At 74.1% G+C, this 25,921-nt stretch carries 20 protein-coding genes; 10 read left to right on the top strand and 10 right to left on the bottom strand.

Translation table 11 applies throughout. From position 1 onward, the window contains the following. Positions 1-124: 124 nt before the first annotated feature. A complete protein-coding gene (locus ABZ815_RS12415) occupies positions 125-919 on the top strand; it encodes a glycerophosphodiester phosphodiesterase family protein (protein ID WP_357696951.1) in 795 nt (264 codons plus the stop codon). An 85-nt stretch (positions 920-1,004) separates the two neighbouring features. On the opposite strand, the gene ABZ815_RS12410 is transcribed toward ABZ815_RS12415, so the two are convergent. Continuing rightward, on the bottom strand, positions 1,005-2,381 hold the full coding sequence (locus ABZ815_RS12410) for an ATP-binding protein (protein ID WP_357696949.1): 1,377 nt from the start codon (positions 2,379-2,381) through the stop codon (positions 1,005-1,007). Between the two features lie 373 nt (positions 2,382-2,754). Here ABZ815_RS12410 and ABZ815_RS12405 point away from each other — a divergent pair, with 373 nt between their 5' ends. Genes ABZ815_RS12405 through ABZ815_RS12395 form a run of 3 tightly spaced genes read left to right on the top strand, consistent with a single transcriptional unit; the run spans position 2,755 to position 5,308 of the window. After that, the gene (locus tag ABZ815_RS12405; RefSeq protein WP_357696947.1) at positions 2,755-3,732 is read left to right on the top strand and encodes an ABC transporter substrate-binding protein; all 978 of its coding nucleotides are present in this window, start codon (positions 2,755-2,757) and stop codon (positions 3,730-3,732) included. After that, entirely contained in the window at positions 3,729-4,505 is a 777-nt protein-coding gene (locus ABZ815_RS12400) for an ABC transporter permease (protein WP_357696945.1), read from the top strand. Before ABZ815_RS12405 ends, ABZ815_RS12400 begins: the two co-directional genes overlap by 4 nt. Further along, positions 4,502-5,308, top strand: a complete 807-nt coding sequence (locus tag ABZ815_RS12395; RefSeq protein WP_357696943.1) for an ABC transporter permease — start codon at positions 4,502-4,504, stop codon at positions 5,306-5,308. The genes ABZ815_RS12400 and ABZ815_RS12395 overlap by 4 nt, the downstream gene beginning before the upstream one ends. 3 nt (positions 5,309-5,311) lie before the next feature. Here the strand turns inward: ABZ815_RS12395 and ABZ815_RS12390 are convergent, their stop codons facing one another. The 5 genes from ABZ815_RS12390 to ABZ815_RS12370 form a co-directional block, all read right to left on the bottom strand. After that, on the bottom strand, positions 5,312-6,304 hold the full coding sequence (locus tag ABZ815_RS12390; RefSeq protein ID WP_357696941.1) for a nitrilase-related carbon-nitrogen hydrolase: 993 nt from the start codon (positions 6,302-6,304) through the stop codon (positions 5,312-5,314). Between the two features lies 1 nt (position 6,305). After that, on the bottom strand, positions 6,306-6,749 hold the full coding sequence (locus ABZ815_RS12385; RefSeq protein ID WP_357696939.1) for a hypothetical protein: 444 nt from the start codon (positions 6,747-6,749) through the stop codon (positions 6,306-6,308). 3 nt (positions 6,750-6,752) lie between these two features. Then, a complete protein-coding gene (locus tag ABZ815_RS12380; protein ID WP_357696937.1) occupies positions 6,753-8,162 on the bottom strand; it encodes an aldehyde dehydrogenase family protein in 1,410 nt (469 codons plus the stop codon). A 146-nt stretch (positions 8,163-8,308) separates the two neighbouring features. Then, positions 8,309-9,769: a serine/threonine-protein kinase gene (locus ABZ815_RS12375; protein ID WP_357696935.1), complete on the bottom strand. Its 1,461-nt coding sequence runs from the start codon at positions 9,767-9,769 to the stop codon at positions 8,309-8,311. A 126-nt stretch (positions 9,770-9,895) separates the two neighbouring features. Continuing rightward, positions 9,896-10,894, bottom strand: coding sequence for a helix-turn-helix domain-containing protein (locus ABZ815_RS12370; RefSeq protein ID WP_357696933.1), 999 nt, complete (start codon positions 10,892-10,894; stop codon positions 9,896-9,898). A gap of 151 nt (positions 10,895-11,045) precedes the next feature. Here ABZ815_RS12370 and ABZ815_RS12365 point away from each other — a divergent pair, with 151 nt between their 5' ends. Further along, positions 11,046-14,003 (top strand): S8 family serine peptidase, encoded by a 2,958-nt coding sequence (locus tag ABZ815_RS12365; RefSeq protein ID WP_357696931.1) that lies wholly within the window; start codon positions 11,046-11,048, stop codon positions 14,001-14,003. Here the strand turns inward: ABZ815_RS12365 and ABZ815_RS12360 are convergent. Next, the gene (locus tag ABZ815_RS12360) at positions 13,996-14,853 is read right to left on the bottom strand and encodes an SDR family NAD(P)-dependent oxidoreductase (RefSeq protein ID WP_357696929.1); all 858 of its coding nucleotides are present in this window, start codon (positions 14,851-14,853) and stop codon (positions 13,996-13,998) included. The genes ABZ815_RS12365 and ABZ815_RS12360 overlap by 8 nt on opposite strands. A gap of 119 nt (positions 14,854-14,972) precedes the next feature. On the opposite strand from ABZ815_RS12360, the gene ABZ815_RS12355 reads away from it, so the two are divergent. From ABZ815_RS12355 to ABZ815_RS12345, 3 genes are all read left to right on the top strand, one after another. Beyond that, positions 14,973-15,890 (top strand): LysR family transcriptional regulator, encoded by a 918-nt coding sequence (locus tag ABZ815_RS12355; RefSeq protein ID WP_357696927.1) that lies wholly within the window; start codon positions 14,973-14,975, stop codon positions 15,888-15,890. 26 nt (positions 15,891-15,916) lie between these two features. Beyond that, positions 15,917-16,609 (top strand): HAD-IA family hydrolase, encoded by a 693-nt coding sequence (locus ABZ815_RS12350; RefSeq protein ID WP_357696925.1) that lies wholly within the window; start codon positions 15,917-15,919, stop codon positions 16,607-16,609. 143 nt (positions 16,610-16,752) lie between these two features. Continuing rightward, positions 16,753-17,628 carry a hypothetical protein gene (locus tag ABZ815_RS12345; RefSeq protein ID WP_357696924.1) on the top strand — a complete coding sequence of 292 codons (876 nt, stop codon included), beginning with the start codon at positions 16,753-16,755 and terminating at the stop codon, positions 17,626-17,628. Between the two features lie 89 nt (positions 17,629-17,717). On the opposite strand, the gene ABZ815_RS12340 is transcribed toward ABZ815_RS12345, so the two are convergent. The 3 genes from ABZ815_RS12340 to ABZ815_RS12330 form a co-directional block, all read right to left on the bottom strand. Continuing rightward, entirely contained in the window at positions 17,718-19,289 is a 1,572-nt protein-coding gene (locus ABZ815_RS12340; RefSeq protein ID WP_357696922.1) for a bifunctional NAD(P)/FAD-dependent oxidoreductase/class I SAM-dependent methyltransferase, read from the bottom strand. 112 nt (positions 19,290-19,401) lie between these two features. Next, positions 19,402-19,857, bottom strand: a complete 456-nt coding sequence (locus ABZ815_RS12335; protein WP_357696920.1) for a VOC family protein — start codon at positions 19,855-19,857, stop codon at positions 19,402-19,404. A 323-nt stretch (positions 19,858-20,180) separates the two neighbouring features. Then, a complete protein-coding gene (locus ABZ815_RS12330; RefSeq protein ID WP_357696918.1) occupies positions 20,181-21,281 on the bottom strand; it encodes an alkene reductase in 1,101 nt (366 codons plus the stop codon). A 123-nt stretch (positions 21,282-21,404) separates the two neighbouring features. Here ABZ815_RS12330 and ABZ815_RS12325 point away from each other — a divergent pair, with 123 nt between their 5' ends. Further along, positions 21,405-24,560: a BTAD domain-containing putative transcriptional regulator gene (locus ABZ815_RS12325; protein ID WP_357696916.1), complete on the top strand. Its 3,156-nt coding sequence runs from the start codon at positions 21,405-21,407 to the stop codon at positions 24,558-24,560. A gap of 187 nt (positions 24,561-24,747) precedes the next feature. Further along, a complete protein-coding gene (locus ABZ815_RS12320; protein ID WP_357696914.1) occupies positions 24,748-25,857 on the top strand; it encodes a S1 family peptidase in 1,110 nt (369 codons plus the stop codon). The last annotated feature ends 64 nt before the right edge of the window (positions 25,858-25,921 follow it).

The raw sequence follows: 25,921 nt of genomic DNA, 5'->3' as shown, positions 1-25,921 counted from the left end.
GACGACTGTACCGGCGACCTGCCCCGCGCCCGCGCAGCGCTCGCCCTCGCGGCCGCCCTCCTGGGACGGAACGTCCGTGAATGTGGCAGAGTGCGGTGAACCTCAAGATCGAAAGGTGCGTGCCTTGGCAGTTCCCCTCGCCGGCCCCTTCGCCGCCTTGACCCTGGCCTCACTCCTCACCTCTCCGTCCGCCGCGCTGCCCGCCTGCCCGCAGATCTTCGGGCACGGCGGCTACCCGACCGGCGCCAACGCCTGGGAGCGGGACCAGGTGCGCCAGCCCAACAACCCCACCGCCGTACGGCGTTACAAGGGCTGGGGCGCCTCCGGCGTCGAGGCCGACCTCCAGCTCACCAAGGACGGCACCAAGGCCGTCATGTGGCACAACACCTCGACGTGGGGCCTGTCGGGCACCAAGAAGAACATCACCGAGATCTGGTGGGCGGCGGGCGACACCGCGCTCAAGGGCCGGACGATCGTGCGCGGCCTGTTCAAGGGCGAGACCGTCTACACCTTCCGCGAGTGGCTGGCCGCGATGCGCTCGTCCGGCATGGTCGGGCTGGTCGAGATCAAGCCCGAGGCCCGCCAGTCGCTGCTCAGCTCCAACGCCACGATCAAGGCGCAGGGCTGGAAGGAGGTGCTCGACCCGGTCAAGGAGAACTACCGGTCGCAGGAGATCATCCTGTACTCGCACGACAGCGCGATCGCCGCCGAGCTCAAGAGCCGCGTGACCGCCGCGGGGCTGAGCCAGGTGCTGACCGGCGGTCCGATCTGGCCGGAGGTGACCAAGTGGGAGGAGCCGCCCCCCTCCTGGACCCTGAACGAGAACGCGTGGAAGTCGGCGCTCGCGAGCGGGGCCAAGCGGGTGGCCACCGACTACACGCCGGAGTTCAGCGCGTGGCTGAAGGGCAAGTGCCAGTGACCGCGTCCTGAGGGACGCGCTCGGCCGGGCCCGCCGCCCGGCCGCCGCGACCGGGGAAGGCGGCCCGCCGGGTCCGCGACCGGGCTCAGGGCGGCGGGGCGTCCGGGCCGGGGGCGGGCAGCGGGAGGCGCAGGACGAACCGGGGGCCGTCGGGGAAGTCATCGATGTCCAGGTCGCCCTGGTGGGCGCGGGCGATGGCACGGGAGATGGCCAGGCCGAGGCCGCTGCCCTCGGGGTCGCGCCGGCGTCCCTCGGACAGACGCACGAAGGGCTGGAAGACCCGCTCGCGGTCCTCGGGCACGACGCCGGCGCCGTCGTCGCGGACCGAGACCATCGCCTGGCCGTCGCGGCGCTCCACCCGGACCTCGACCACCGTACGGGCGTGCCGCTGGGCGTTGACCAGCAGGTTCGTCAGCACCTCCCCGAGCTGGACGCGGTTGCCGAGCACCTGGAGATCCTCGGCGACGTCCACCCGGATCAGCAGCCCGGCCCGCCGGGCGGCGACCTCCTCCCGGACCAGCTCGCTCAGCCGCACCGGCTCCCGGTGGCGCGTGGAGGCCGTGCGGACGCGGGCCAGCAGCAACATCTCCTCGATGATCGCCTGGAACCGGTCGGCGGTGGACAACGCGTCGCGCAGGGCGGCGCGGGGGTCGACGTCGGGGTAGGTCAGGGCCTCCTCCAGCCGGGCGCGCAGGCCGGTCAGCGGCGTGCGCAGCTCGTGGGAGACCATGGAGGAGAAGTTGCGCTGCTGCTCGACGGCCTCCTCCAGGCGCGCCAGCGTCCTGTTGGCGGTGCGGGCGAGCTGGGCGACGGCGTCGTCGCCGGGCGGCTCGGGCACCCGCATGCTGAGGTCGGTGACGGTGATCTCGGCCATCCTGGCCCGCATCCCCTCGACCGGCCGCAACGTACGCCCGATCAGGAACGCGGCGATCCAGGTGAGCAACGCGCTGACGGCCAGGCCGCCGGCGGTGATGATCAGCTCCAGGCGGCGGGTGGCCAGGAGGGGCGGCTCGGCCCGCGCGGCGTAGACGACGTGGGACGCCCCGCCCCACAGGAACTGCTCCTCCTGCGGCGAGGGCCTGGTGGCGGTGAACATCACGCACTCGCCGCGCGCGCAGGCCACGCCGTGCCGGATGCGGTTGCCGGAGGCGGGCCACAGCGTGCTGACGGGCGGCCTGCCGGAGGCGGCGCGGCTGGCCGCGACCACGTGGCCGTGGGCGTCCACTAGCTGGAGCAGGTCGACGGAGGACGTGGTGACCGGGGGCGGGAAGGCGGTGCCCATCGAGCCGATCCACTCGGTGGTGGCGCGCTGGGTGTCGGCGAAGACGTCCTGCCGGATGCGCTCACGGATCAGCACGTCGAGGGCGACGCCGATCGCCGCGCAGACGATGAGCGACAGCACGGCGGTGGCCAGGATGAGACGCGCCTGGACCGAGAGCCGAAGCGGCCGCAGGGCCCCCACCCCCTCACCGGTCTCGCCGGGTCCTGCCGCCCAATGATCTCAACCCGGGTCTCATCGCACGTCCAAGGAGCGGCAATGACTCCGTGGCGGCACGGACGTCGAGAATTGATCCCACAAAGGCCAGAAATATAGGCGTATTACCGATTTACCATCACTTATACCGACGGTCAGGCCATTCGGATAAATGCCCGCTTTGTTTCATGGCGGTGGTCACGACTCCTGCTGTACGATCGCCATTCGTGGCAGCGGGGGTTCCGGTGGTGCCGAATGCGTCGGGGGGCTCGTTCGATTCGGGCCCGCGCTTGTCCGTGCGCGCGCCGCGATTCTCGCATTGCCCGGCCAGGAAACGCGCCGGCAGTCAGGAGAGAGCATCGTGAAGATCGCACACGCCGCCGCCGCGCTGGCCCTCGTCGCGGGCCTCGCGGCCTGCGGCGGCGCCGCGGCCCCCACCTCCACCAGCGGTTCAGGCGGTTCGGGCGGGCTGGAGAAGACCCAGCTCCTCGTCGGCGTGGTGCCGGTGCCGTCGGCGGCGCCGCTGTTCATCGCCGAGAAACGCGGCTTCTTCAAGGCCGAGGGCCTGACCGTCAAAACGGAGATCATCCAGGCCCCTCAGGCGGTCATGCCGAAAATACTCAACGGCAGCATGGACGCGTTCCTGACCTCCTATGTCTCGCTGCTGTCCATCAACGATTCCGGCGCGGCCAGGCTCAAGCTGTTCCAGCACAGCCAGGAGTCCGCGCCCGGCATCGCGGGCGTCGTCGTGCCCAAGGGGTCGCCGGTCAGGTCCGCCACCGACCTCAAGGGCCGCACGGTCGCGGTCAACGTGCTCAAGGCGCTGGGCCAGACGGTCACCAACGCCCACCTCCAGCAGGCCGGCCTCGCGCCCGGCGACGTCAAGTACGTGGCGATGCCGTTCAACGAGCAGCTCGGCGCGCTGGCCTCGGGCAAGGTCGACGCCGCCTGGCTGGTCGAGCCGTTCCTGACGGCGGCCAAGAAGGCGGGCGGCACCGAGGTGATCGACACCATGTCGGGCCCGACCGCGGGCATCCCGATCGACGGCTGGGGCGTGTCGCAGGACTGGCTGACCAGGAACCCCCGCACCGCCGCCGCCTTCCACCGCGCGCTGGCCAAGGCCCAGCGGATCGCCGCCGCCGACCGCTCGGCGATCGACGAGGTCATCCCGACGTACACGCAGATCGACGCGGCGAGCGCGGCCGCCATGAAGCTCGGCGTCTTCTCGATGGAGCCGCCTCAGGCGGGCTTCCAGAAGCTGGCCGACCTGCTCGTCGGCTACGGCTACCTGAAGAGCAGGCCGGTCGTCGCCCAGCAGATCGCGACCGGCCTGGGATGATCACGCGGGGCAGGCGGCCGGTGCTCGGGGTCGCGGGGGTGGCCGGGGTGCTCGTCCTGACCGAGATCGCGGGGCGGGCGGGGCTGGTCGACCCGGGCGTGCTGCCGTACACCTCCGACGTCCTGGCCGCCGCGGCCGGGCTGGCGGGCGACAGCGGGTTCCACGCCCAGGTGCTGGCCACGCTGGGCGCGTGTGCGGCGGGCCTGCTGATCGCCATCGCGCTGGCGGTGCCGGCCGGGCTGCTGCTCGGCACGGTGCCGGTGGTGGAGCGCTCGGCGCGGCCGCTGGTGGAGTTCCTGCGGCCGATCCCGTCGGTGTCGCTGATCCCGCTGGCCATGTTCCTGTTCCCCGACAGCGCCGACGCCAAGACCTCGCTGATCGTCTACACCTGCTGCTGGCCGCTGCTCGTCAACACCATGTACGGCCTGGCCGACGTCGACCCGCAGGCCAAGGAGACGCTGCGGAGCTTCGGCTTCGGCCCGCTGGCGGTCGTGCTGCGGGTCTCGCTGCCGAGCGCCGCGCCGTTCGTCGCCACCGGCGTGCGGATCTCCGTCGGGGTCACCCTCATCGTCGCCGTCAGCGTGGAGCTCATCGCGGGCGGCGACGGCATCGGCACGTTCCTCCTCCAGGCCGGCACCGCCAACCACGTCGACCGGGTGCTGGCCGGCACGCTGTGGGCGGGCCTGCTCGGGCTGGCGGCCAACCTGATGGTCACGTCGGCCGAGCGGCGCCTGTTCCGCTGGCACCACGCCCGCGCGGAGGTCGCGGCGTGACCCGGTCCGGGCCGGGCGGGCCTGCGGCGAACACCTGGCGGTGGGCGCGCCGCCACTGGCTGCTGCCCGTGGTGGCGGTGCTGTGGGAGCTGGTCGCCCGGCGGGCGGAGGCCGTCTACTTCCCGCCGCCCAGCACGATCCTGACCCGGCTGCGCGAGATGTGGTTCTCCGGCTCGCCGGGCCGGCTGTTCCTGACCGACGAGGCGGTCGCCGACCTGCTGCCCAGCCTGGGGCGGCTGGTGGCGGGGTGGGCGCTGGCGGCGGTGGCGGGGGTGGCGCTCGGCGTGGCCCTGGGCCGGCTGGCCTGGCTGGCGGCGCTGGCCGAGCCGCTGCTGCACCTCGGCCGTTCGGTGCCGCCCGCGGCGCTGCTGCCGGTGTTCCTGCTGCTGTTCAAGATCGGCACCCCGATGCAGCTCGCCTCGATCGTGTACGGGGTCGTGTGGCCCGTACTGATCAACTCGATGGACGGGGGCCGCCACGTCGACCGCGGCTACCTCGACACCGGCCAGGTCTTCCGCCTGTCGGCGGCCACCCGCCTGTTCCACGTCATCCTGCCCGCCGCCGCGCCGAAGATCCTGGCGGGCCTGCGGCTCAGCGTCTCGCTGGCGCTGATCATGATGGTGATCTCCGAGCTGTACGGCAGCAGCGAGGGCATCGGCCACCGCCTGCTGGAGGCGCAGAGCCAGTTCGACATCCCGGCCATGTGGGCCGGGATCGTGCTGCTGGGCGTGCTGGGCGTGGCGCTCAACTCGATCTTCCTGGCGGCCGAGCGGGGGCTGCTGCGCCGCTACGCCCGCGCCTGACGTTCACTCCCGGCCGTACAGCCGTTCGATGACCTCGCGCTGCCGGGCGGCGTAGAAGGCGCGGTCCGGGGCGTCGGTCAGCTCGCCGGGCCGTTCGACGTCGTGCGCGGCGTACGCCTGGGCCCACAGCCCCGTCTTGACCCGGCTGGGCAGGTTCGCCATGCCGGGCGCGCGGCGGGCGCGGCGCAGCGCGGCCAGGTCCAGCTCGGCGGCGGCGACCAGCGTCTCCCCCGGCCCGGCCTGGGCCAGCGCGCGGCCCTCGGGGCCGATCACCTCCGAGCCGCCGTTAACCGAGTCGCCCGGGATCGCGATGCCGGACAGCCCGGCGGTGTTGGCCGAGACGACGAAGGCCAGGTTCTCCACGGCGCGGGCGCGCCGGGCGACGGCCTTGGGGGTGAGGGCCGGCGAGTACGCCTCGGAGGTCGGGTTGCAGAACACCTCCGCGCCACGCAGGGCCAGCGCCCTGGCCAGCTCGGGCACCAGGATCTCCTCCGAGGCGAGCGCCGCCAGGTTCCCGATCTCGGTACGCGCGACCGGCAGCACGCCGTCGAGGCCGTAGCGGTCGAGGTAGCGCTCCCACACGTCGTACGGCGTGGGCGTGAACATCGAGTGCAGCCGCCGGTAGCGCAGCACCGCCTCCCCCGCCGGGGAGAGGATCACGCACGCCTGGAAGTACAGGCCGGGGAAGTGCTCGTCGCGCTCGTAGGCGTTCACGCAGAGGAACACGTCGTTCGCGGCGGCGATCGCGCCCAGTGCCCGGTACTCGGGCCCGTCCACGTCGAGGGCGGCCTTCTCGCGCCACTCGGCCGGGCCCTGCCGGGCGGGGAAGCCGGTCAGGACGTACTCCGGCAGCACCACCAGCCGCAGGGCCGGGCCGAGCCACGCCTTGCTGCCGCCGACGCGCTCTGCGACGCGCTCGACGGCGCGGGCCAGGTCGGCGCGGCCGGTGAGGGCCCTGGCCTCGATCTGGAGCGCCAGGGCGGCGTAGGCGGTCATGTCAGGCCGTCCGGCGCTCGTCGATCAGGGTGCGCCGGACGCATTCGCCGTTCCTGATCCACTGCCAGGTGCGGCTGCGGGAGTCGCCGTCCGCGCTCAGCACGATCAGCTCGAACAGCCGCAGGTCGTCGCCTTCGGCCTTGAAGCGCCAGGTCAGGTAGATGGTGCTGTCGTCGAGCTCCCAGAACTGGCCGGTCAGCCGTTCGGTGTCGAAGCCGCACCGGCCGCCGCCCAGGTACGTGCCGGGGAACTCGTGCACCTCGGTGCGGCCGTCGTCCCAGCGGTAGCGGTTGGTCTGGTGGTAGCCGGCGTCGCCGACGATCGCGCAGGTCATCTCGACGTGGTGCCGGTCGATCACGGCGCCGTCCTTGTCGACGTGCACGTACTCGCCGGCCCACTCGCCCTCGTGGCGGGCCAGCAGCGGCATCTCGGCACGCAGTCCCATGCTCTATCCCTTCCTCGGGTGCCACCACGGATCGGCGGCCCCGGACCGGTTGACCAGGTACGCCCTGCGGCGCAGGAACCGGCCGATCGAGGCGGCGCCCATGCGCGAGCCGCCGAGCCCCGACAGGCCGAAGGAGTTCTTCTCACCCTCGTGGACGAGCGCGGTCAGCGCGGCGTCGTTGACGCTGACCGCGCCGGCGTTCAGCCGGGCCGCGACGGCCAGCGCCTCCCGCTCGGTGGCGGCGAACACGGCGGCCGACAGGCCGTACACGCTGTCGTTGGCCAGCGCCACCGCCTCCTCCGCCCCGGACACGGCCATGACCGGCAGCACCGGCCCGAACGTCTCCTCCGTCATGACGAGCATGTCGTGCCGCACCCCCGACAGCACGGTGGGACGGCACCACAGGCCGCCGCCGTGCCGCTCGATCGCGCCGCCCGTGTGGGTCAGGGCGCCCTTGGCGGCGGCGTCGGCCAGGTGAGCCGCGATCACGTCGGCCTGCGCGGGGTCGATGATCGGCCCGATGGGACCGCCCTCGCAGGTCAGCCGGGTCGCCGCGGCCCGGTCGGCCAGCAGGCCGAGGAAGGCGTCGTACGCGCCGCGCTCGACGTAGACGCGTTCGACGGACTGGCAGGACTGCCCGGCGTTGGCCGTGCCGCCCCACAACACGGCCTCGGCCGCCCGTTCCAGGTCGGCGCCCGCGAGGACGATCGCCGGGTCCTTGCCGCCCAGCTCCAGGTGGGCGGGGACGAACGCGCGCGCCGCGGCCTCGGCCACCCGGCGGCCCGTCGGCACGCTGCCGGTGAACACGACGGTGTCCACCAGGCCGACGAGCCGTTCGCCGGTCTCGGCCGCGCCCTCGACCAGCCGCAGCGGCAGCTCGTCGGGGATCAGCCGCGTCAGCGGCTCGATGAAGCGCGGCGTCACCTCGCTCGGTTTGACCAGCACCGCGCAGCCGGCCGCCAGCGCGGGCACCGCGTCGATCAGGCCGAGCAGCAGCGGGAAGTTCCAGGGGCTGATCACCCCGGCCAGCTCGTACGGCACCGCGTCGCCGCCCACCGCGATCCCCGGCAGCGCGGCCGGTCGTTCGGGTGGGGGCGCGAGCAGGGCGGGGGCCTGGCGTGCCCATCGTTCGGCGAGGCCGGCCGTGAGCTGCCGTTCCAGCCTGGACTCGGCCTCCCGGCCGGTGTCGGCCACCAGCGCGGCCAGCAGTTCGTCGTCGGCCGCCAGCGCCCTGCCGAACGCGGCCAGCACCTCCATCCGTTCGGAGATGCGGCCGGGGGCCCGCCAGGCGGGGGCCCTCGCACGCAGCCCGGCCGCGATCTCCGCCAGCCGCTCGGGGCCGACGGGCGCGAGCGGCCGCTCGACCCGCCCGGTGAGCGGGTCCCTGACGACGTGCCCGGTCGAAGGCGTCACGAGGCCCATTCTGAACACGTCGACCGCCCGGGTGTCCAGCCGTACGGCACCCCGAATGATCTTCGATGCCGGCGAGCTGCCGCGTGCGCGGTGTGGACCGCCGGCGGCTGAGGCACCGGCGCCTTCACCTCGGGGACGGTCGCCGGTCAGCCTTGGAGCAGCGCCGCGATCGTCGCCAGCAGCGCGATCGGCCCCATGACGGCCACCGTCACCACGGTCGCGCTGCGGCCGGGCAGAAGACGGGCCAGCCACGCCGAGGCCCTGCGCCGCACCGGCGCCGCACCGGGCAGCACGAACAACCCCAGCGTGAACCCGCCGGCGGCCAGGGCCTCGGCGTGGCTGGTACTCGATCCGGCCGCCTCCAGCAGGCCGGCCACGCCCAGGCCGCAGGCCAGCGACAGGAGCAGGTTGCCCATGGCCACGAGCGCGGCGCGGGACGCCGTCGGCCGCTCCTCGGTGAGGAAGTGGTCGGCGGCGCGCAGCGCCAGCGAGAGCGCCACCGCCAGCAGGCCGCCGACGACCGGCGTGACGACGGTCGAGGCCGACAGCGTCACCAGCGCCAGCACCCCGACGAACCCGCTGCTGGTCACGAACCGCCGCAGGTCGAAGGGTTCGGCGGGCGCCGGGGGCGCCGCGGGTTCGGCGGGACGCCGCGGGCGCTCCTCCGGCCGGCCCGCGTGGACCGTGGGGGCGGGGGGCGGCCGGTGCTCGTGGCCGCGCGGCGCGTACTCGACCGGCGGGAGCAGGGCGGAGACGACGTCCATGGTCAGCGTGCTCGCGGCGGGCGGTTCGGCCCTGATCGGGCGGCCGACCGGGTCGAGCGCCCCGGCCTGCCGCAGCAGCTCCCGGGCGCCGGGCCGGGCCGCCGGGTCGACCCGCAGCGCGCCGGCCAGCCAGCCGCGCAGCCATTCGGGCGCCTGGTCGAGCCGGGCCCGTCCCTCCATGGTGTTGAAGCAGACGGCCTCGAACGACCCGGTGCCGAACGGCGGCAGCCCCGTGGCGGCGAAGAACACCGTCGAGGCCAGCGCGTGCACGTCGGCCGCCGGGGTGACCTGCGAGGCCCGGATGATCTCCGGGGCCAGGTAGCCGGGGGTGCCGACGAACATGCCGGACTGCGTCAGCCGGGCGGCGTCGACCAGGTGGGCGATGCCGAAGTCGATGACCAGCGGCTCGCCGCCGACCAGCATGACGTTGGCCGGTTTGAGGTCGCGATGGATCACGCCCGCCGCGTGGATGTCGACCAGCGCCTGGCAAAGCCCCTGCGCGAGCCTGACGACCGCGCGGGCCTCCAGCGGGCCGTCGGTCAGGACGGTCTGCTCAAGCGTGCGGCCGTCGGCGAAGCGCGTCACGACGTAGGGCCGGTCCGCGTCGAACTCGGCGTCGACGACCTCGGCGACGAACCGGCTGCGCACCCGGCGCATGGTCTCCACCTCGCGCACCAGGCGGTCGCGCGCCTTGAGGTCGGAGGCGACGTGCGGATGCAGCACCTTGATCGCGACCGGGCGCCCCGCGCCGTCGAGACCGAGGTGGGCGACCCCCATGCCACCCTCGCCGATCTTCCTGATCACCCGGTAAGGGCCGAGATGCTCCTGCGTCTGAGCACTCATCCTCGACGTCATCCTCCGTGATTCCCCCGTGAGCCGTGCACCGGTGCGCGGCGAGGACATTCTCCCGCAGCGCACCTCCCCAAATGCACAGTAAGCGAAGATCTACCGAAGTGCGGCGAGATGGGATCAGAGCCAGCCGCGGGCGGCCGCCTCCGCGCCCGCCTGGAAACGGCTGGTCACGCCGAGGCTCTCCACCACGGCGGCGATCTTGCGGGTGGCCGTCCTGGCGCTGACGCCGAGGTGGCGGCCGATGGCCTCGTCCTTGAGCCCGGCGTTGAGCAGGCGCAGCACGAGCAGGTCCGCCTCCGCCGGGCGTTCCTGCGCCGCCTGCGGCAGCCCGGCCAGCGGCCGGCCGCGCTCCCAGTAGACGTCGAACAGCTCGACCAGCGCGTCCAGCAGCCGCGAGGGGTGCAGCAGCGCGATGTTGTCGTAGACGCCGTCCACCAGCGGGAACAGGCCGATCCTGCGGTCGGCGATGCGCAGCTTGAACGGCAGATGGGCGACGAACCGGGAGCGCTCGCCCTCCTCGGCCAGCCGGATCAGCGTCTCCAGGCGGCCGGGCCGGTCCAGGGACTCGGCGCAGTAGACCACGCGGATGTCCACGCCGCGCGCCAGCAGCTGCCGGGTGCCGTCCAGCTCCGACTCGTTGGTGTCGTGGGAGTCGTCGGGGCGTCCCACGTACGGGGGGCGGTCGAAGCCGAGCAGCTCCACGCCGACCGTGCGCTGGAGCTCGGTGATCACCCGCTTGACGGCCTCCTCCCCGGCCAGCACCTCCACGATCCCGGCGGGCCCGGAGCCCATGCGGCCGGAGTGGTAGAGCTGGGTGAAGTCCGACACGACCGTCCTGACCGCCGCGAGCCGTGCCTCGGTCTCCAGCCTCCGGCGGTCCAGCAGCCATTCGATCGCGGCCTCCGGGGGCACGGCGTCGTACCGGCCGGGTCCGGTGCGGCGCAGCAGCCCAGCGTCGGCCAGACGGGCCAGCGCGGGGCGCACCCGGGCGGCGCCGACCTCCAGCGCGGCCGCGGCCTCGGCCGTGCGCAGGCCGGGCCGGCGCAGCAGCAGCCGGTACAGCCGCTCGTCGAAGTCCGACAGGCCCACCGCGCCGAGCACCGACCCGTCCCCCAAGAAGCACCTTCCAAAATGTCGTTTTTGGTCATATGGCCGAAAATGTCAGCACTATATCTCGACATCGATCTCCACTGGCCGCTTGACTCCATGACGGCCCTCCGGTGATCCTCCCCGGACGGGTGACCAGGCTCGCCCCCCTTGAGGAGCAATGTCCCGCAACACCCGCGTTCACCGCGTCCTGGCGCTGGCCGCCGCGCTGGCGGTCACCGCCGCCGTCCCGGCAGTGGCCCGCCCCGCGGCGGCCTCCACGCCGCCCGCCGCCCCCTCCCCCGGCCCGTCCCCCTACGTCGTCACCCTGACCGAGTCGCCCCTGGCCACCTATGACGGCGGCCTGACCGGCATCGCGCCCACCAAGGGCGGCAAGGGCAGGAAGGTCGACACCACCAGCGCCCACGCCAAGCGCTACCGCGACCGCCTGACCGGGCGGCAGGACGAGGTGGCCCGCAGTGTCGGCGCGTCCGCCACCTCCCACCACGTGGTGGCCTCCAACAGCTTCACCGCCGACCTCACCCCCGCCCAGGCCCTGCGGCTGCACGCCGCCAAGGGCGTGCTGTCGGTCACCCCGGACGTCCTGCACAAGGCCCTGGACGACCGGAACTCCGCCGACTTCCTGCGCCTGTCCGGCGACCGCGGCCTGTGGGCCGCGCTCGGCGGCACGGCCAAGGCGGGCAAGGGCGTGGTCGTCGGCGTCGTCGACACCGGCATCTGGCCGGAGAACCCGTCCTTCGCCGGCCCGGCCCTCGGCACGGAACCGCCCGCCGGCGCCGACCCGTACCGGCCCTACCTCAAGGACGGGGCCACGGTCATGAACAAGGCCGACGGCTCCACGTTCACCGGCGTGTGCCAGACCGGCGAGCGCTTCACCGCCGACCTGTGCAACGGCAAGCTGATCAGCGCCCGCTACTTCGGCGAGCAGTGGCTGCGGTACAACCCGCCGGAGCAGCGCGACGACTTCGCCTCCCCGCGCGACGCCCAGGGCCACGGCTCGCACACCGCCGGGACCGCGGCGGGGAACAACGGCGTCCCGGCCGCCGCCAACGGCATCGACTTCGGCACGGTCTCCGGCGTCGCGCCCGGCGCGGCGATCGCCGTCTACAAGGCCCTGTGGCAGGGCAAGAACGGCGGCACGACCGGCGGTTACAGCTCCGACCTCATCGCGGCCATCGACCAGGCGGTGGCCGACGGCGTGGACGTGATCAACTACTCGATCGGCAGCGAGATGTCGGAGTCGGCCGCGGACGACCCGATCCAGCTCGCCTTCCTCGCCGCCGCCCAGGCCGGCGTCTTCGTCTCGACCGCGGGCGGCAACTCCGGCCCCGACGCCTCCACGCTGGACAACACCGCGCCCTGGACGACGACCGTCGCCGCCGGCACGATCGCGCCCCGCCGGGGCGAGGTCCGGCTCGGCGACGGCTCCGCCTACCGCGGCATCAGCACCTCCGTCGTCGCGCCGGTCGGTCCCAAGCCGCTGGTCACCGCCGTGTCGGTGAAGGCCGGCCCGGCCGCCGACGCCGACGCCGAGGTGTGCGCGGCCGGCTCGCTCGACCCGGCCAGGGCCGCCGGGAAGATCGTCTACTGCGCGCGCGGAACGACCCCTCGCGTGGAGAAGTCGGCCGAGGTCAGGCGGGCCGGCGGCGTGGGCATGGTGCTCGGCAACCCGACCGTCCAGTCCACCGACGCCGACCTGCACGCCGTGCCGACCGTGCACGTGGACGCGCCGGACGCCGGGAAGATCGCGGCGTACGCGGCCACGCCGGGCGCGACCGCCACCCTGCTCCCGGCCCCCGCCGACGGCGTGGCCTACCCCGAGGTCACCAGCTTCTCCTCGCGCGGCCCCGCCCTCTCCGCCAAGGGCGACCTGCTCAAGCCGGACATCACCGCCCCCGGCTCGGCGATCCTGGCCGCCGTGGCGCCTCCGGGCAACGACGGCAAGGACTTCGACTTCTACTCCGGCACCTCGATGGCCACCCCGCACATCGCCGGCCTGGCCGCCCTCCACCTCGGCCGGAACCCGCGGATGTCGCCGATGGCGATCAAGTCGGCCATGATGACCACCGCGTACGACACCAGGACCCCGGACGTCTTCGCCCAGGGCGCCGGCCACGTGGACCCGTCCCGCATGTTCACCCCCGGCCTGGTCTACGACGCCGGGGCCGAGGACTGGTACGGCTTCCTGGAGGGCCTCGGGGTCACCACCGGCACCGGCGTCAAGCCGCTGGCCGCCTCCGACCTGAACTACCCGACGATCTCGGTGGGCGAGCTGTTCGGCTCCCGCACGGTCACCCGCCGGGTGACGGCGCTGACGCCGGGCGTCTACCACGCCTCGATCGAGCTGCCCGGGTTCAAGGCCAAGGTCAAGCCGTCCACGCTGGTGTTCAAGGAGGCCGGTCAGGCCAAGGAGTTCACCGTCACGCTGGAGACGCTGCCCGAGGCCACCGGGGACACCGTGAGCGGGCACCTCACCTGGACCGGCGCGGGCACCAGCGTGCGCAGCGCGGTCGTGGCCACGCCGCTGAGCGCCAAGGCGCCCGCAGAGGTGCGGGGCACGGGCGCGGCCGGTTCGCTGTCGTTCGAGGTGACGCCGGGGCTGCGGAAGTTCCAGGTCACCCCGTACGGGCCGGTCTCGGGCGAGGAGCGGCCGGGCACGGTCAGCCAGGACGAGATCATGGGCCGCGAGATCCCGGTCACGGTGCCCGAGGGCGCCAAGGCCGTCGCGTTCCGCATCAAGGCGGTCGACCCGGAGGCGCAGGTCGGCGGCCTGCTTCTCTACGAGGGCAAGGGCGGGCGCGAGTTCGAGTCGTGGGTGTCCGCCCCGGACGGCGACCACCGCGCGGTGCTGTCCCGCCCCCGGCCCGGCCGGCACACCCTGCTCGTGCTCTCCCTCGGGGACCGGCCGGGGACCACGTCCACGGCGTTCACCACGCAGGTCGACATCGTGGAGCCGGGTCACGAGCGCGGCGCGCTCACCGTCACGCCGGCCAGGCCGAAGACGAGCGCCGGCACGCCGTTCACGCTGACCGCGTCCTGGACGGGGGCGACGCCGCGGGTCAACACCGGCTACGTCGAGTACCCCAACGGCAGCGGGACGATCGTCACGATCAACTAGCCGCCCGCCGCCCCGGCCGCCACGGGAGAACCTGTCCGAACCGGACGAGTTCCCCGTAGTGGCCGGGGTCCACCGGGCCGAGGGCCAGGTCGAGCAGGGGGACGGCGGCCTGCTCCGGCGAAGGGGCGCCGCTGACGTCCCACCAGAGGCCGGACGTCGGCGTGTTGATCATCCCCGGGCAGACGGCGGCCAGCAGGACGCCGCGGCGGGCGTCCTCGTCGCGCCGCCGTCCGGCCAGCGCCCGCACCGCGGCCACCTGCCCGATCTTGGACGGGATGTTGACGAACCCCGGCCAGGCCTGGGCGCGGGCGCTGCCGTCCTTGACCGCGTCGCGCCAGGCGGCCACCTGCGCGTCCACCTCCTCCAGGCTCTCCAGCCCGTCGAAGCGATCGTGCAGGACGGGCGCCAAATGGTTCAGCGTGCCCAGCGAGCTGACGACGACGAGGAGGCGGCCGCCGTCCCGCAGCAGCGGCGCGAAGGCGCGCAGCAGCCGGGTGGTGCCGAAGTTGTTCACCTCGGTGTAGGCGTCGATGAGCCGGCGCATGTCGTCGTCCGGGCCGACGCGCATGACCGCGTTGCCGATCACGACGTCCACGCCGCCGTGCCGCTCGCTCAGCAGGCCGGCCAGCTTGGCGGCGGCCTCGGGGTCGGCCACGTCGAGCAGTTCGCCGCGTACGCGGGCGCCGGTGGCGGGCATCGCCGCCGCGGCCTCGGCCACGCGGCCGGGGTCGCGGCCGGTGAGGTAGACGGTGTCGGACGGCGTCATCCGGCGGGCCAGCCCTTCGACCAGGGCCAGCCCGAGCCCCTGCGTCGCGCCGGTCACCAGGGCGACCTTCGGGGTGGTGCTCATTGTCTGCTCCTTCGGGAATCGTTCCGCGGGCCGGTGCGCGCTCCCGGCATCGGCCAGACTAGGAGCGCCGGAGACATTCGGGTAGCGAAAGTCCGTCAAGTCCGGTATGCGTGATCGTCATGGCCTTCACCGACGCCTCGCTCACCGCCCTGCGGGTCTTCCGCGAGGTCGCCGAGCGCGGCACGCTCACCGCGGCGGCCACCGCCCTCGGCTACACCCAGTCCGCCGTCTCCCGGCAGGTCGCCGCGCTCGAACGCGCGGCCGGCGCCCGGCTGCTGGAGCGGCGTCACGACGGCGTGCGCCTGACCGCCGCCGGACGGCTCGTGCTGCGCCGCGCCGCCACCGTCGTGGACGAGGTCGACGCCGCGGCCCGCGAGCTGGCCGGGCTGCCCGCCGAGCCGGCGACCGTGCGGTTCGGCTGGTTCGCCAGCGCGGGGGCCGTCCTGGTGCCGCGCGCGCTGGCCGAGCTGCGGCGCACGCGTCCGTCCATCGCCGTCACCGGCCGCGAGGACGGCAGCTCGGCACTGGTCCGCGCGCTGCGAGCCGGCACACTGGACGTGGCCCTGCTCAGTTCGGCGCCGCCCTTCCGCGCCCCGGACGCCGAGACGCCGGCGCTGGAGATCGAGATCCTGGCCGAGCGCGGCCTGCGCGTCGCCGTCCCCGCCGGGCACCCGCTGGCCCGGGGGGAGTACGTGGACGTCGCCGACCTGCACGGCCGTCCCTGGATCGCCGGCCCGGCCGCCGCGGCGGGCGAGAGCCCCACCCTGGGCGTGTGGCCGGGCCTGGACGAGCGTCCCGAGACGGTGTTCGTCGCCCGCGACTGGCTGGCCAAGCTCGCCCTCGTCGCCGCCGGCTGCGGCCTGACCACGGTGCCGGCGTCGATGGGCCCGGCCGTGCCGGAGGGCGTTCGGGTGCTGCCGGTGCGGGGCGGGCCGCGCGAGCAGCGCCGGCTGCTGCTGGCCCGTCTTCCCGGCCCCGTCCCCGGCCCGGTCGCGCACCTCGCGGGCGCGTTGCGCGCCGCCGCCGTCGGCTCCTGACACGGCCGCCGGTTATGGTGTGGCCTGTGATCCGTTCCGTGGTGGTTGATGTCGACGACACGTTGTGCCTCACCGAGGCCGCGTGCTTCGAGCTGGAGAACGAGGTCCTGGCGCGCCTCGGCCGAGGGCCCATGTCCAGGGCGGTGCACGTGGCGACGTGGGGCCGGCCGCTGCACGAGGCGATGCCGCTGCGCTCGCCCGGCCTCGACCTGGCCGCCTACCTCCCCCTGCACCACGCCGTGCTGCGCGAGTACGTGGCGGCCGGGCTGGTCGACGTCGTCCCTGGCGAGAACCTGCGCGTGATCGACGAGCTCAACGCGGCCGGGCGCGCGGTCATGCTGCTGACCTCCCGCACCGAGGCCGAGATGGAGCACCTGATGGCGCCCGGCCACGTGCTCGACGGCCGGATCGCGGCCGTCTACCACGCCGACAACACCCGTTTCGGCAAGCCCGACCCGCGCGCCTTCGACGAGCTGCTGGCCGTCACCGGCCTGGCCCCCGGCGAATGCCTCTACGTGGGCGACTCACCCACCGACGCCCAGGCGGCCACCGGCGCCGGGCTGCGGTTCGTGGCCTGCATGCAGAGCGGGCTGCGCGAGCCCGCCGACTTCGCCCCGCACCCCGTCGACGCCTTCATCGACGCCTTCCCCGACCTGGCCGTCACCGTCGCCCTGCTGGAGGAGGCCGCGCGCGGCCCGCTGACGACGGCCCTCGACTAGGGGCGCGGGGCGCAATATCCCAATTGACCCGCTTTTGCTTTTATATCCGATAAGTCATACGCGTAACGCTTATCCGCCCCGGGGATGACCAGGCCAGCTAATCGCCACTCATTCACCATGAGTCCGCTCGGGGGGATATTTCAATGCAGGCAATCAGGGCTTATCAGTTTATCGGGGGCGTCGTTCTCTCGGCCGCCGCATTCGCGGCCGGAACACCCGCGGCCAGTGCGACGGTCGCCGTCGTACCGTGCGCCGGGCCCGCGCTGATCAACGCGATCAACGGCGCCGCGCCCGGCGCCACGCTTTTCCTGACACCCGGCTGCACCTACGTCCTGAACAACTCGACCGGCCCCCTCCCGCCGATCAACAAGCCGCTCACCATCCATGGCCAGAACGCCACGATCCAGCGCGACCCGGCGGCGGCCCGGTTCCGTCTGTTCACCGTCAACAGCAACTTCAACCTCGACCGGGTCAGGCTGACGGGAGGCGACGCGACGACCTCCACAGGAGGGTTCGGCGGGGCCGTCGCGGTCAACAGCGGTACCACGAACCTCGATCGGGTGCTCATCCAGTACAACACCGGCACCCTCTCCGGCGGCATCGGCGGCATCGGGGGAACCGTCGTCAACGTGTCGAACAGCAATATTCTGAATAACTCCGCGAACAGGAACGGCGGAGGCGCGGCCACCGACGGAAGAATGACCTTCACCAACAGTCTTCTCACCGACAACCGCGCCGGAGAAAGGGGTGGCGGAATCGCCGGCGATGGAATTCTCACCATAATCCGGAGCACCATCAACGACAATACGGCCGGTATCGCCGGTGGCGGTGTGGCGAACATCGGTCCCGGCACCGCGACGATCAGCCGCAGCGTGATCGACAACAACCGCGCGGGCGGCGCACCCGGAGGGATCGACAACGAGGGCGCCCCCGGCTCGGTGACACTGACGGCCTCGGTCGTGCGCGGCAACACCCCGACCAACTGCTCGCCCACACCCGTTCCCGGCTGCGTCAACTAGCCGTGTCCCGGTGATGGCCGTACGAGGAGGTCTGCGGTAGCCGGTTCGCCGGAGACCTCCTCGTCTCGCGCGTCCGGCGTCCGCATCGGTCAGCGGCGCCGGATCCTCAGCACGTTGTCGGTGCGGACGGCCTGCCCGCCGCCCGGGGCGGCCTGGACGCGCGCGAACTCCTCGGCCCGCAGCACCTCCCACTCCCCCTCGGCGAGTTCCAGCGCGTCGAGCACCTGCTCCGGGGTCGGCAGGTGGACGCCGGGGTGGGCGTCCGGGTCCCACGGCGGCGGGCCGGCGTGCCCGATCACCAGGAGCTGGCCGCCGGGCGCGACGGCCGCGGCGGCGGCGCGCAGGACCTTCTCGCGCGACAGCTCGGCGGGCGAGTGCAGGTAGCTCGCGGTGACCAGGTCGTACTCGCCCTCGGGGAAGGACTCGGCCAGGTCGTGGCGCTGCCAGTCGATGAGCTCGGCGACGCCCTCGTCCGCGGCGTGGGCGGCTGCGCGGGCCAGGGCCACGCCGGAGACGTCGGCGGCGGTGACCCGCCAGCCGCGGCGGGCGAGCCACACGGCGTCCGCGCCTTCGCCGCAGCCCAGCTCCAGCGCGGTGCCGGGCGTCATGTCCGCGATCTCCTCGACCAGGCGCGCGTTGGGGTCGCCGCTCCAGATCCGTTCGGACTGCCCGTAGCGGTCGTCCCAGAACCGCTCGCCGGAGACGGGCGCGCCCGTGTGGGCCGCCAGGGCGCGGCGGGTCTCCTCCTCGATCAGGTCGGCGTTGATCGCCGCCGACGCCCTGACGCCCGCCGCCGCGGCCCCGATGACGTTCTCGCCCAGGTTGGCCACGTTCCCGGCCACCCACACGCCGGGGACGCCGGTCGCGCCGGTCGGGTCGGCGGGCACGTGGGCGCCCATGACGTGCCCGTTCATGAGCTGCTCGGCCGTCTCGACGCCGAGCCCGGCCAGCAGACCCGAACGGGCGACGAAGCGCGGGGCGACGACGAAGGCCCGGCACGGGACGACGTCGCCGTTCTCCAGGGTGACGCCGGTGAGCGGGCCGGAGTCCGGCGACAGGCCGGCGATCGGCCCCTCGACGACGGTGACACCACGCGCGGCCAGCCTGGCCAGGTCCTCCTCGCCGGGCGGCGGGGCCGTGTGCGTGAAGAGGGTCACGTCGGCGCTCCACTGCCGCCACAGCAGCGCCTGGTGCGCGGCGATCGAGCCGGCGGCCAGCACGCCGATCGGCTGGTCGCGCACCTCCCACCCGTGGCAGTACGGGCAGTGCAGCACCTCCCGCCCCCACCGTTCGGCCACGCCGGGCAGGTCGGGCAGCTCGTCCACCAGGCCCGTGGTGACCAGCAGCCGGTCCGCGACGACCGACGACCCGTCGGCGAGCCGTACGCGGAAACCGCCGGCGTCCAGGCGTTCGGCCGACACGGCGGCGCCGGTGACGATCTCGCCGCCGTACCCGGTCACCTCGTCGCGGCCGGCGGCCAGCAGATCGAGCGGCGGGACGCCCTCCCGGCCCAGGTAGGTGTGCACGCCGTCGGCCGGGGCGTTGCGCGGCCGGCCCTCGTCGATCACCAGCACCCTGCGGCGGGCCCGGCCCAGGGTCAGGGCCCCGCTCAGCCCGGCGGCCCCGCCGCCGACGACCACCACGTCGTACTTCTCGTCCATCGCGTTCCTCCAGTACGTGCCGAAGGCACACTGTGCGTCGCGCGCGACGAGGTTGACAAATGCCGTTGCCGAAATGGCAACCGGCCGCCCCACCGCCCGGGTGGGCCGGTGGTCAGGAGGTGCCGAAGCCGTCCAGCTTCTCCCGCTCCTCCGAGCTGGCGAGCTCCTGGAAGACGGTGATGTGCAGCCCGGCGGGCGCGTCGAGGCGGGAGTTGAGCGACTGCCAGGGCGTGAGGGTGGGCGGGGCCACCTCGGCCGCGCCGGCCGACACCAGGCGGGCGGTGGTCTCACGGGAGTCGTCCACCTCGAACGCGACCCGGAGCTTGGGCGCGACCTGCCGCCCCACCTCGACGTCGTCGATCATCTTCTTCTGGGCCGGGTTCGCGATCTCCAGCGTGGCCCGGCCCGCGTCGAGGATGGCCACGCGGGCGCCGTCGCCGGAGGAGTAGGCGGCCTCCTCGGGCAGGCCGAGCACGTCGCGGTAGAAGGTCAGCGCGGCCTCGTAGTCCTCCGCCTCGACGACCAGCCGGAGCTGTCGGACGGCCGGGACGTCGGGCTGGTCGTTCATGGGTTCTCCTCATCAGGTACGGACGATCACCCGGCCCAACCCGCGCACGCGCCCGGAAATTCCGCCACAGGTCTCCGGCGTGTCCAGGGGCCGGGCGGACGACCGGTCAGCCGGCGGCGAGGGCCTTGACCAGGTTCGTCGAGGACGACGCCGGCGGCCGGCTCGGGCACCCGCCTGCTCCACCAGGGGGCGGCGGAGGATGGGGATCGGCGATGTCACCGCAGGTCAGGGGCGGGAAACGAAGAAGGCGGCGCGGTCGCGGCCCGAAGGCACGCGGCCACGCCGCCGGTCGTGCGCGCAGGAGGCACGCTGAGGTCGGATCATCAGGTCAGGGCGGGGACGCGCAGCGCCGGGTAGTCGGTGTAGCCGGTGTGGTCGCCGCCGTACCAGTGCTCGGCGCGGACGGGGTTGAGCGGGGCGCCGGCGGCGAACCGTCCGGGCAGGTCGGGGTTGGCCAGGAAGGCCCGCCCCAGCGAGACCAGGTCGGCCCCGGCGTCGAGCAGCCGTTCCGCCTCGCGCAGGCCGCCGTCGGCGGGCAGCGGGCCCGGCCACGGCTGGGCCGGGTTGGCGATCAGGGCGCCCGGCCACGCGCCGCGCAGCCGCCGGTACAGGGGCTGGTCGGGCTTGGCCCACACCAGGTGCAGGTAGGCCAGCCCGGCGCCGGACAGCTCCTCGACGAGCGCCGGATAGAGCAGGTCCGTGTCGCTCTCGCTCATCCCCGCCCCGGGGAACCCGGGCGACAGCCGCAGCCCCACCCGTTCCGGCCCGACGGCGGCGGCGACCGCGCGCACCACCTCGACGGCGAAGCGCATGCGGCCCGCGGGCGACCCGCCGTAGGCATCGGTGCGGTGGTTGGTGCCGTCGGCCAGGAACTGGTGGATGAGGTAGCCGTTGGCGCCGTGCACCTCGACCCCGGCGAACCCGGCGTCCACGGCCCGGCGCGCGGCGGCGGCGAAGTCGGCCACGGTGGACTCGATCTCGTCGAGGCCCATCTCCCTCGGCACGACGGCCGGGCGGTTCCCGCCGGGGGTGGCGACCGGCTCGGGCAGGGGCAGCGGGGAGGGCGCGACGGGCGTCAGGCCGCTGGTGGCGGGGTGGCCGATCCGGCCGCCGTGCTGGAGTTGCACGAACATCCGTCCGCCCGCCTCGGCCACGGCCCCGGTGACCCGCCGCCAGCCGGCCACGTGCCTGGGCAGGTGCAGGGCGGGGATGTTCGGGTAGGTCTGGCCGACGGCGTTGGGCGTGGTGGCCTCGGCGATGATCAGCCCGGCGGCGGCCCGCTGGGCGTAGTACTCGGCCATGAGGGCGGTGGGCGTGCCGTCGGCGGCGGCGCGGTTGCGCGTCATCGGCGCCATCACCAGGCGGTTGGGCAGGCTCAGCGGGCCGAGCGTCGTGGGCTGGAACAGGGGTGACGTGCCGGACATGGTGGCGCTCCGATCTGTGCGGGGTGGATCTCCGTGACTCGTGACCGACTCTGCACCCGGGCGCTGCGGGAATCCTGACGGTCCGCTGACGGTCCTCCTCCGGCGCGTGTGTACGGTTCTCGCATGCGGTTCGCAGTGCTCGGCCCGCTCGCCGTGTGGGACGACGAGGGGAGGCCCGTCAAGATCGTCGAGAGCAAGGTCAGGGCTCTGCTCGCCGACCTGCTCGTGCACGAGGGGCGGCCGGTGTCGGCCGACCGGCTCATCGACGACCTGTGGGGCGCCGAGCCTCCGGAGCGGGCGGGCAACGCGTTGCAGGCCAAGGTGTCACGGCTGCGCGCGGCTCTGGGACGTGACCGGGTGCCGTACCAGGCGGCGGGGTACCGGCTGCGGCTGGAGCCGTCCGACGAGGTGGACGCGGCGCGCTTCCGCTCCCTGGTCGCGCCGGCCGGTCCGGCCGCCGGTCCGCAGGAGCGGGCCGCGCTGCTCACCGAGGCGCTGGGGTTGTGGCGGGGACCGGCGTTCGCGGACGTCGCCGACGAGGAGTTCGCGCGGGGCGCGGCGCGGCGGCTGGAGGAGCAGCGCCTGTCCGTGCTGGAGGAGCAGGCCGAGGCGCGGCTGGCGGCGGGCGACCACCTTCTGCTGGCCGGCGAGCTGGCCGGGCTGGTGGCCCGCCATCCGCTGCGGGAGCGCCTGCGCGCCGTCCAGCTCCGGGCCCTGTACGTGGCCGGGCGCCAGAGCGAGGCCATCGCCTCGTACGCGGACCTGCGCGACCGGCTCGCCGACGAGCTGGGCGTCGATCCCGGCCCCGCCCTCACCACCCTCTTCGAGGCCATCCTCCGCCAGGACCCCGCCCTCCTCGCCGGGACTCCCGCCCCCGCCGAAAGCGGTACGGCCCCCGACGGCGAGGCGCGGACGAACCTGCCGGCACCGCTCGGAGACCTCGTGGGACGGGACGCGGCCACGGCCGAGGTGCGACGGCTGCTGAGAGCCGGACGACTGGTGACGCTGACCGGTCCCGGCGGCGTCGGCAAGACCCGGCTGGCCCTGGAGGCCGCCCGTGGAGCCGCCGCCTCGCCCGAGGAGGGGCCGGCCGAGGAGTTCGGTGACGGGGTGTGGCTGGTGGAGCTGGCCGGGTGGCGTGGTGACGCCGACGACCTGGCCCAGCACGTCGCCGCCGTACTCGGCCTCCGCGACGACCCCACCCCGGCGTCCAGCGCGGACGCGGCGGGGGCGCGGGTGGCCGGTGCGCTGCGGCGGCGCGAGCTGCTGCTGGTGCTGGACAACTGCGAGCACGTCGTCGAGGCCGCCGCGAGCCTGGCCGGTGGCCTGCTGGCCGCCGCGCCCCGGCTGCGCGTCCTGGCCACCGGCCGGGAGCCGCTGGACCTGGCCGGCGAGCGGGTGTTCGTGGTCGAGCCGCTGCCGGAGGCCGACGCGGTCAGGCTGTTCGTCGAGCGCGCCGCCGCGTCCGCGCCCGGCTTCTCCCCCGCCGACGACGAGACCCGGGAGCTGGTGGCCGCCGTCTGCCGCCGCCTCGACGGCCTGCCGCTCGCGCTCGAACTGGCCGCGACCCGCGTCCGGGGGCTCGGCGTACGGGAGCTGGCGGTGCGGCTGGAGGACCGGTTCGCGGTGCTCACGCGGGGGCGTCGCGGCGCGCCGGAGCGGCAGCGCACGCTGCGCGCGGTGATCGACTGGAGCTGGGAGCTGCTGAGCACGCCCGAACGCGTCGTGCTGCGCCGCCTGGCCGTCCACCGCGACGGCTGCACGCTGGAGGCCGCCGAGGAGGTGTGCCCGGGTGACGGCGTCGCCGCCGACGAGGTGCTCGACCTGGTGACCCGGCTGGTCGACCGTTCGCTCGCCGTCATGACCGACGGCCCGGCGGGTCCCCGGTACGGGTTGCTGGAGTCGGTGGCCGCGTACGCGCGGGAACGCCTGCGCGAGGCGGACGACCTCGACGAGACGCGCGAGCGGCACCTGCGGTACTACACGGCCCTGGCCGAACGCGCCGAGCCCGCCCTGCGCGGCGCCGTGCAGCGGGAGTGGCTGGCCCGGCTCGACGCCGAGTCCGCGAACCTGCGCGCGGCGCTGGAGGAGGCGGCCGGGCGCGGGGACGCCGTCCTGGCTGACCGTCTGGGGTGCGCCCTGTCGTGGTGGTGGTTGTTGCGCGGCCGATTGCACGAGGGCCGCCGCAGCCTGGCACGGGTGTGCGCGCTCGCCCCCGGGTCGGCCGGCGCGCGGGTGGCGCACGCCGCGTTCACGCTGCTGACCGGGGGCCGTCCCGAGCCGGTGCCGCTCGGCGACCTCTCGTCCAGCGGCGCGGCCGTGCCGGGGCGGGTGGTCTGGTTGCACGCCTACGCCCTGTTCAACGCCGGCGACCTCGACACCGGCGCGCTCGACCTGGCGGCCGCGTCCGAGGACCCCTGGACCACCGCCGCCACGCTCAGCCTGCGGGCCATGCACGCGCTGCTCGACGGCGACCTGGCCGCGGCCGCCCGGCACGCCCGGCGTGGCGCGGAGCTCTTCCGCGAGCTCGGCGACCGCTGGGGCGAGCTGCAGACGGTGCCGCCGCTGTCGGCGGTCGCCGAGATCCGGGGCGACTACGCCGAGGCCGCCCGGCTGCAGGAGGACGGGCTGCGCATCGCCGAGGACCTGGGCCTGGCGAACGAGCTGTCGGCCCGCCGATCGGGCCTCGGCCGTCTGGCGCTGCTCGCCCACGACTGGGAGCGCGCCCGCGACCTGCACGAACGCGCCAGAGACCAGGCCGCCCGGCACGGCCACGTCTACGGGGAGGTGCACGCGGTGATGGGCCTGGCCCTGGGCGCCCGGCGTTCGGGCGACCTGGACGCCGCCGAGTCCCACCTGGTCCGCCTGCGCGACGTCCACCCCTCCTCTCCGGCGGGCGAGCACCTGGTCCACGCCGAGCTGGGGTTCGTGGCCGAGCTGCGCGGAGACCACGGTTCGGCCGCCGACCGCCACCGCCGGGGCCTGGAGCTGGCCCGCTCGGCCGGGGAGCCGCGGGCCGTCGCGCTCTCGCTGGAGGGGCTGGCCGGCGCGGCGGCGCTGGCCGGGGACGCGGGGCGGGCCGCGCTGCTGCTCGGCGCGGCCGAGGGGCTGCGCGGGAGCGTGGGCGCTCCGCTGCCGGCGGCCGAGCGCGGCGACGTCGAGAGGATCACCGCGTCCGCCGTCGCGACGCTGGGCCAGGACGCGTTCGCCGCGACGTTCCTACAGGGCGTAAACAACTTTGTTGACATCGCCGAAAATACCGAAACGAACTTTTCATGAGTCCTGCTCGGGCCGGTGCGATCTCATTTTCCGGGGCGTCAGGCCAGGTCAGTGACCCGCCGGGGGTGGTGACGCTCCTTCCCTGATCTCTTACTGACGGTCAAAAAATCAGTATGACAGCCCCTTGCCCTCCTTAGGGATTTTGTTCATATTTGCGGGCAAGTCACCCCACCCTCAGGAGGCTCCAGTGAGCATCCATGGCTTACGGATCCGGCGCGCCGCACTGATCGTCGCCACCGCCGGACTCCTCACCGGCGCGGTCACGGGCGTACCCGCCCAGGCATCGCCCGCGCCGGCCCAGCCCGCCGCCGACCCGGCCGCCGCCGCGGCCAGGCTGGAGGGGCAGCTCGGCGCCCGCACCGCCGGCTCCTACTTCGACCAGGCACAGGGCAAGATGGTGGTCACCACCACCGATCCCGCCGACGCGCAGGCCATCGCCGCCTCCGGCGCCGTGCCTCGTGTCGTGTCCCGCAGCGGCCCCTCGCTAGAGGCCATCATGTCCTTCCTCGACCGCACGGCCGCCGTCCCCGGCACCGCGTGGGCCGTCGACCCGGCCTCCAATCAGGTCGTCGTCTGGGTGGACAGCACCGTCGCGAGCACCGCTCGCACCAAGGTCCAGATCGCGGTCCAGCAGGCCAACACCCAGGCGGCCGCCGCGCAGGGGCAGAGCGCCGAGGCGGCCACGCCCGCCGTGCGCGTGGAGAACGAGCCCGGCACGTTCAGCCTCTTCATCCAGGGCGGCGACGCGATCTACGGCGGGCAGTACCGGTGCTCGCTGGGCTTCAACGTGGTCAGCGGTTCGACCTACTACTTCCTGACCGCCGGCCACTGCGGCAACATCGCCTCCACGTGGTACTCCAACTCCGCGAAGACCACGACCCTGGGCAACACGACGGGCTCCAGCTTCCCGGGCAACGACTACGCGATCGTCCGCTACACCAACACCAGCATCGCCCACCCGGGCGGCGTGGACCTCTACAGCGGCTCGCGTGACATCACCAGCGCGGGCAACGCCTACGTCGGCCAGTCCGTGCAGCGCAGCGGCAGCACGACCCACGTGCACAGCGGCTCGGTGACGGCGCTCAACGCCACCGTGAACTACGCCGAGGGCACCGTACGCCAGATGATCAAGACGAACGTCTGCGCCGAGGGCGGCGACAGCGGCGGCGCCCTGTTCTCCGGCGGCATCGCGCTCGGCCTGACCTCCGGCGGCAGCGGCAACTGCACCAGCGGCGGGACGACCTTCTTCCAGCCGGTCACCGAGGCGCTGAGCGCCTACGGGGTGAACATCTTCTGATCGCCCGGCCCGCGACGCGGGCAGGAGGATCTCACGTGCGGGCCGCGTCCAGACGCGGCCCGCG

The organism is Nonomuraea sp. NPDC047529, from assembly GCF_040642995.1.
GTDB lineage: Bacteria > Actinomycetota > Actinomycetes > Streptosporangiales > Streptosporangiaceae > Nonomuraea.
This window is presented reverse-complemented; position numbering and strand designations above follow the sequence as displayed.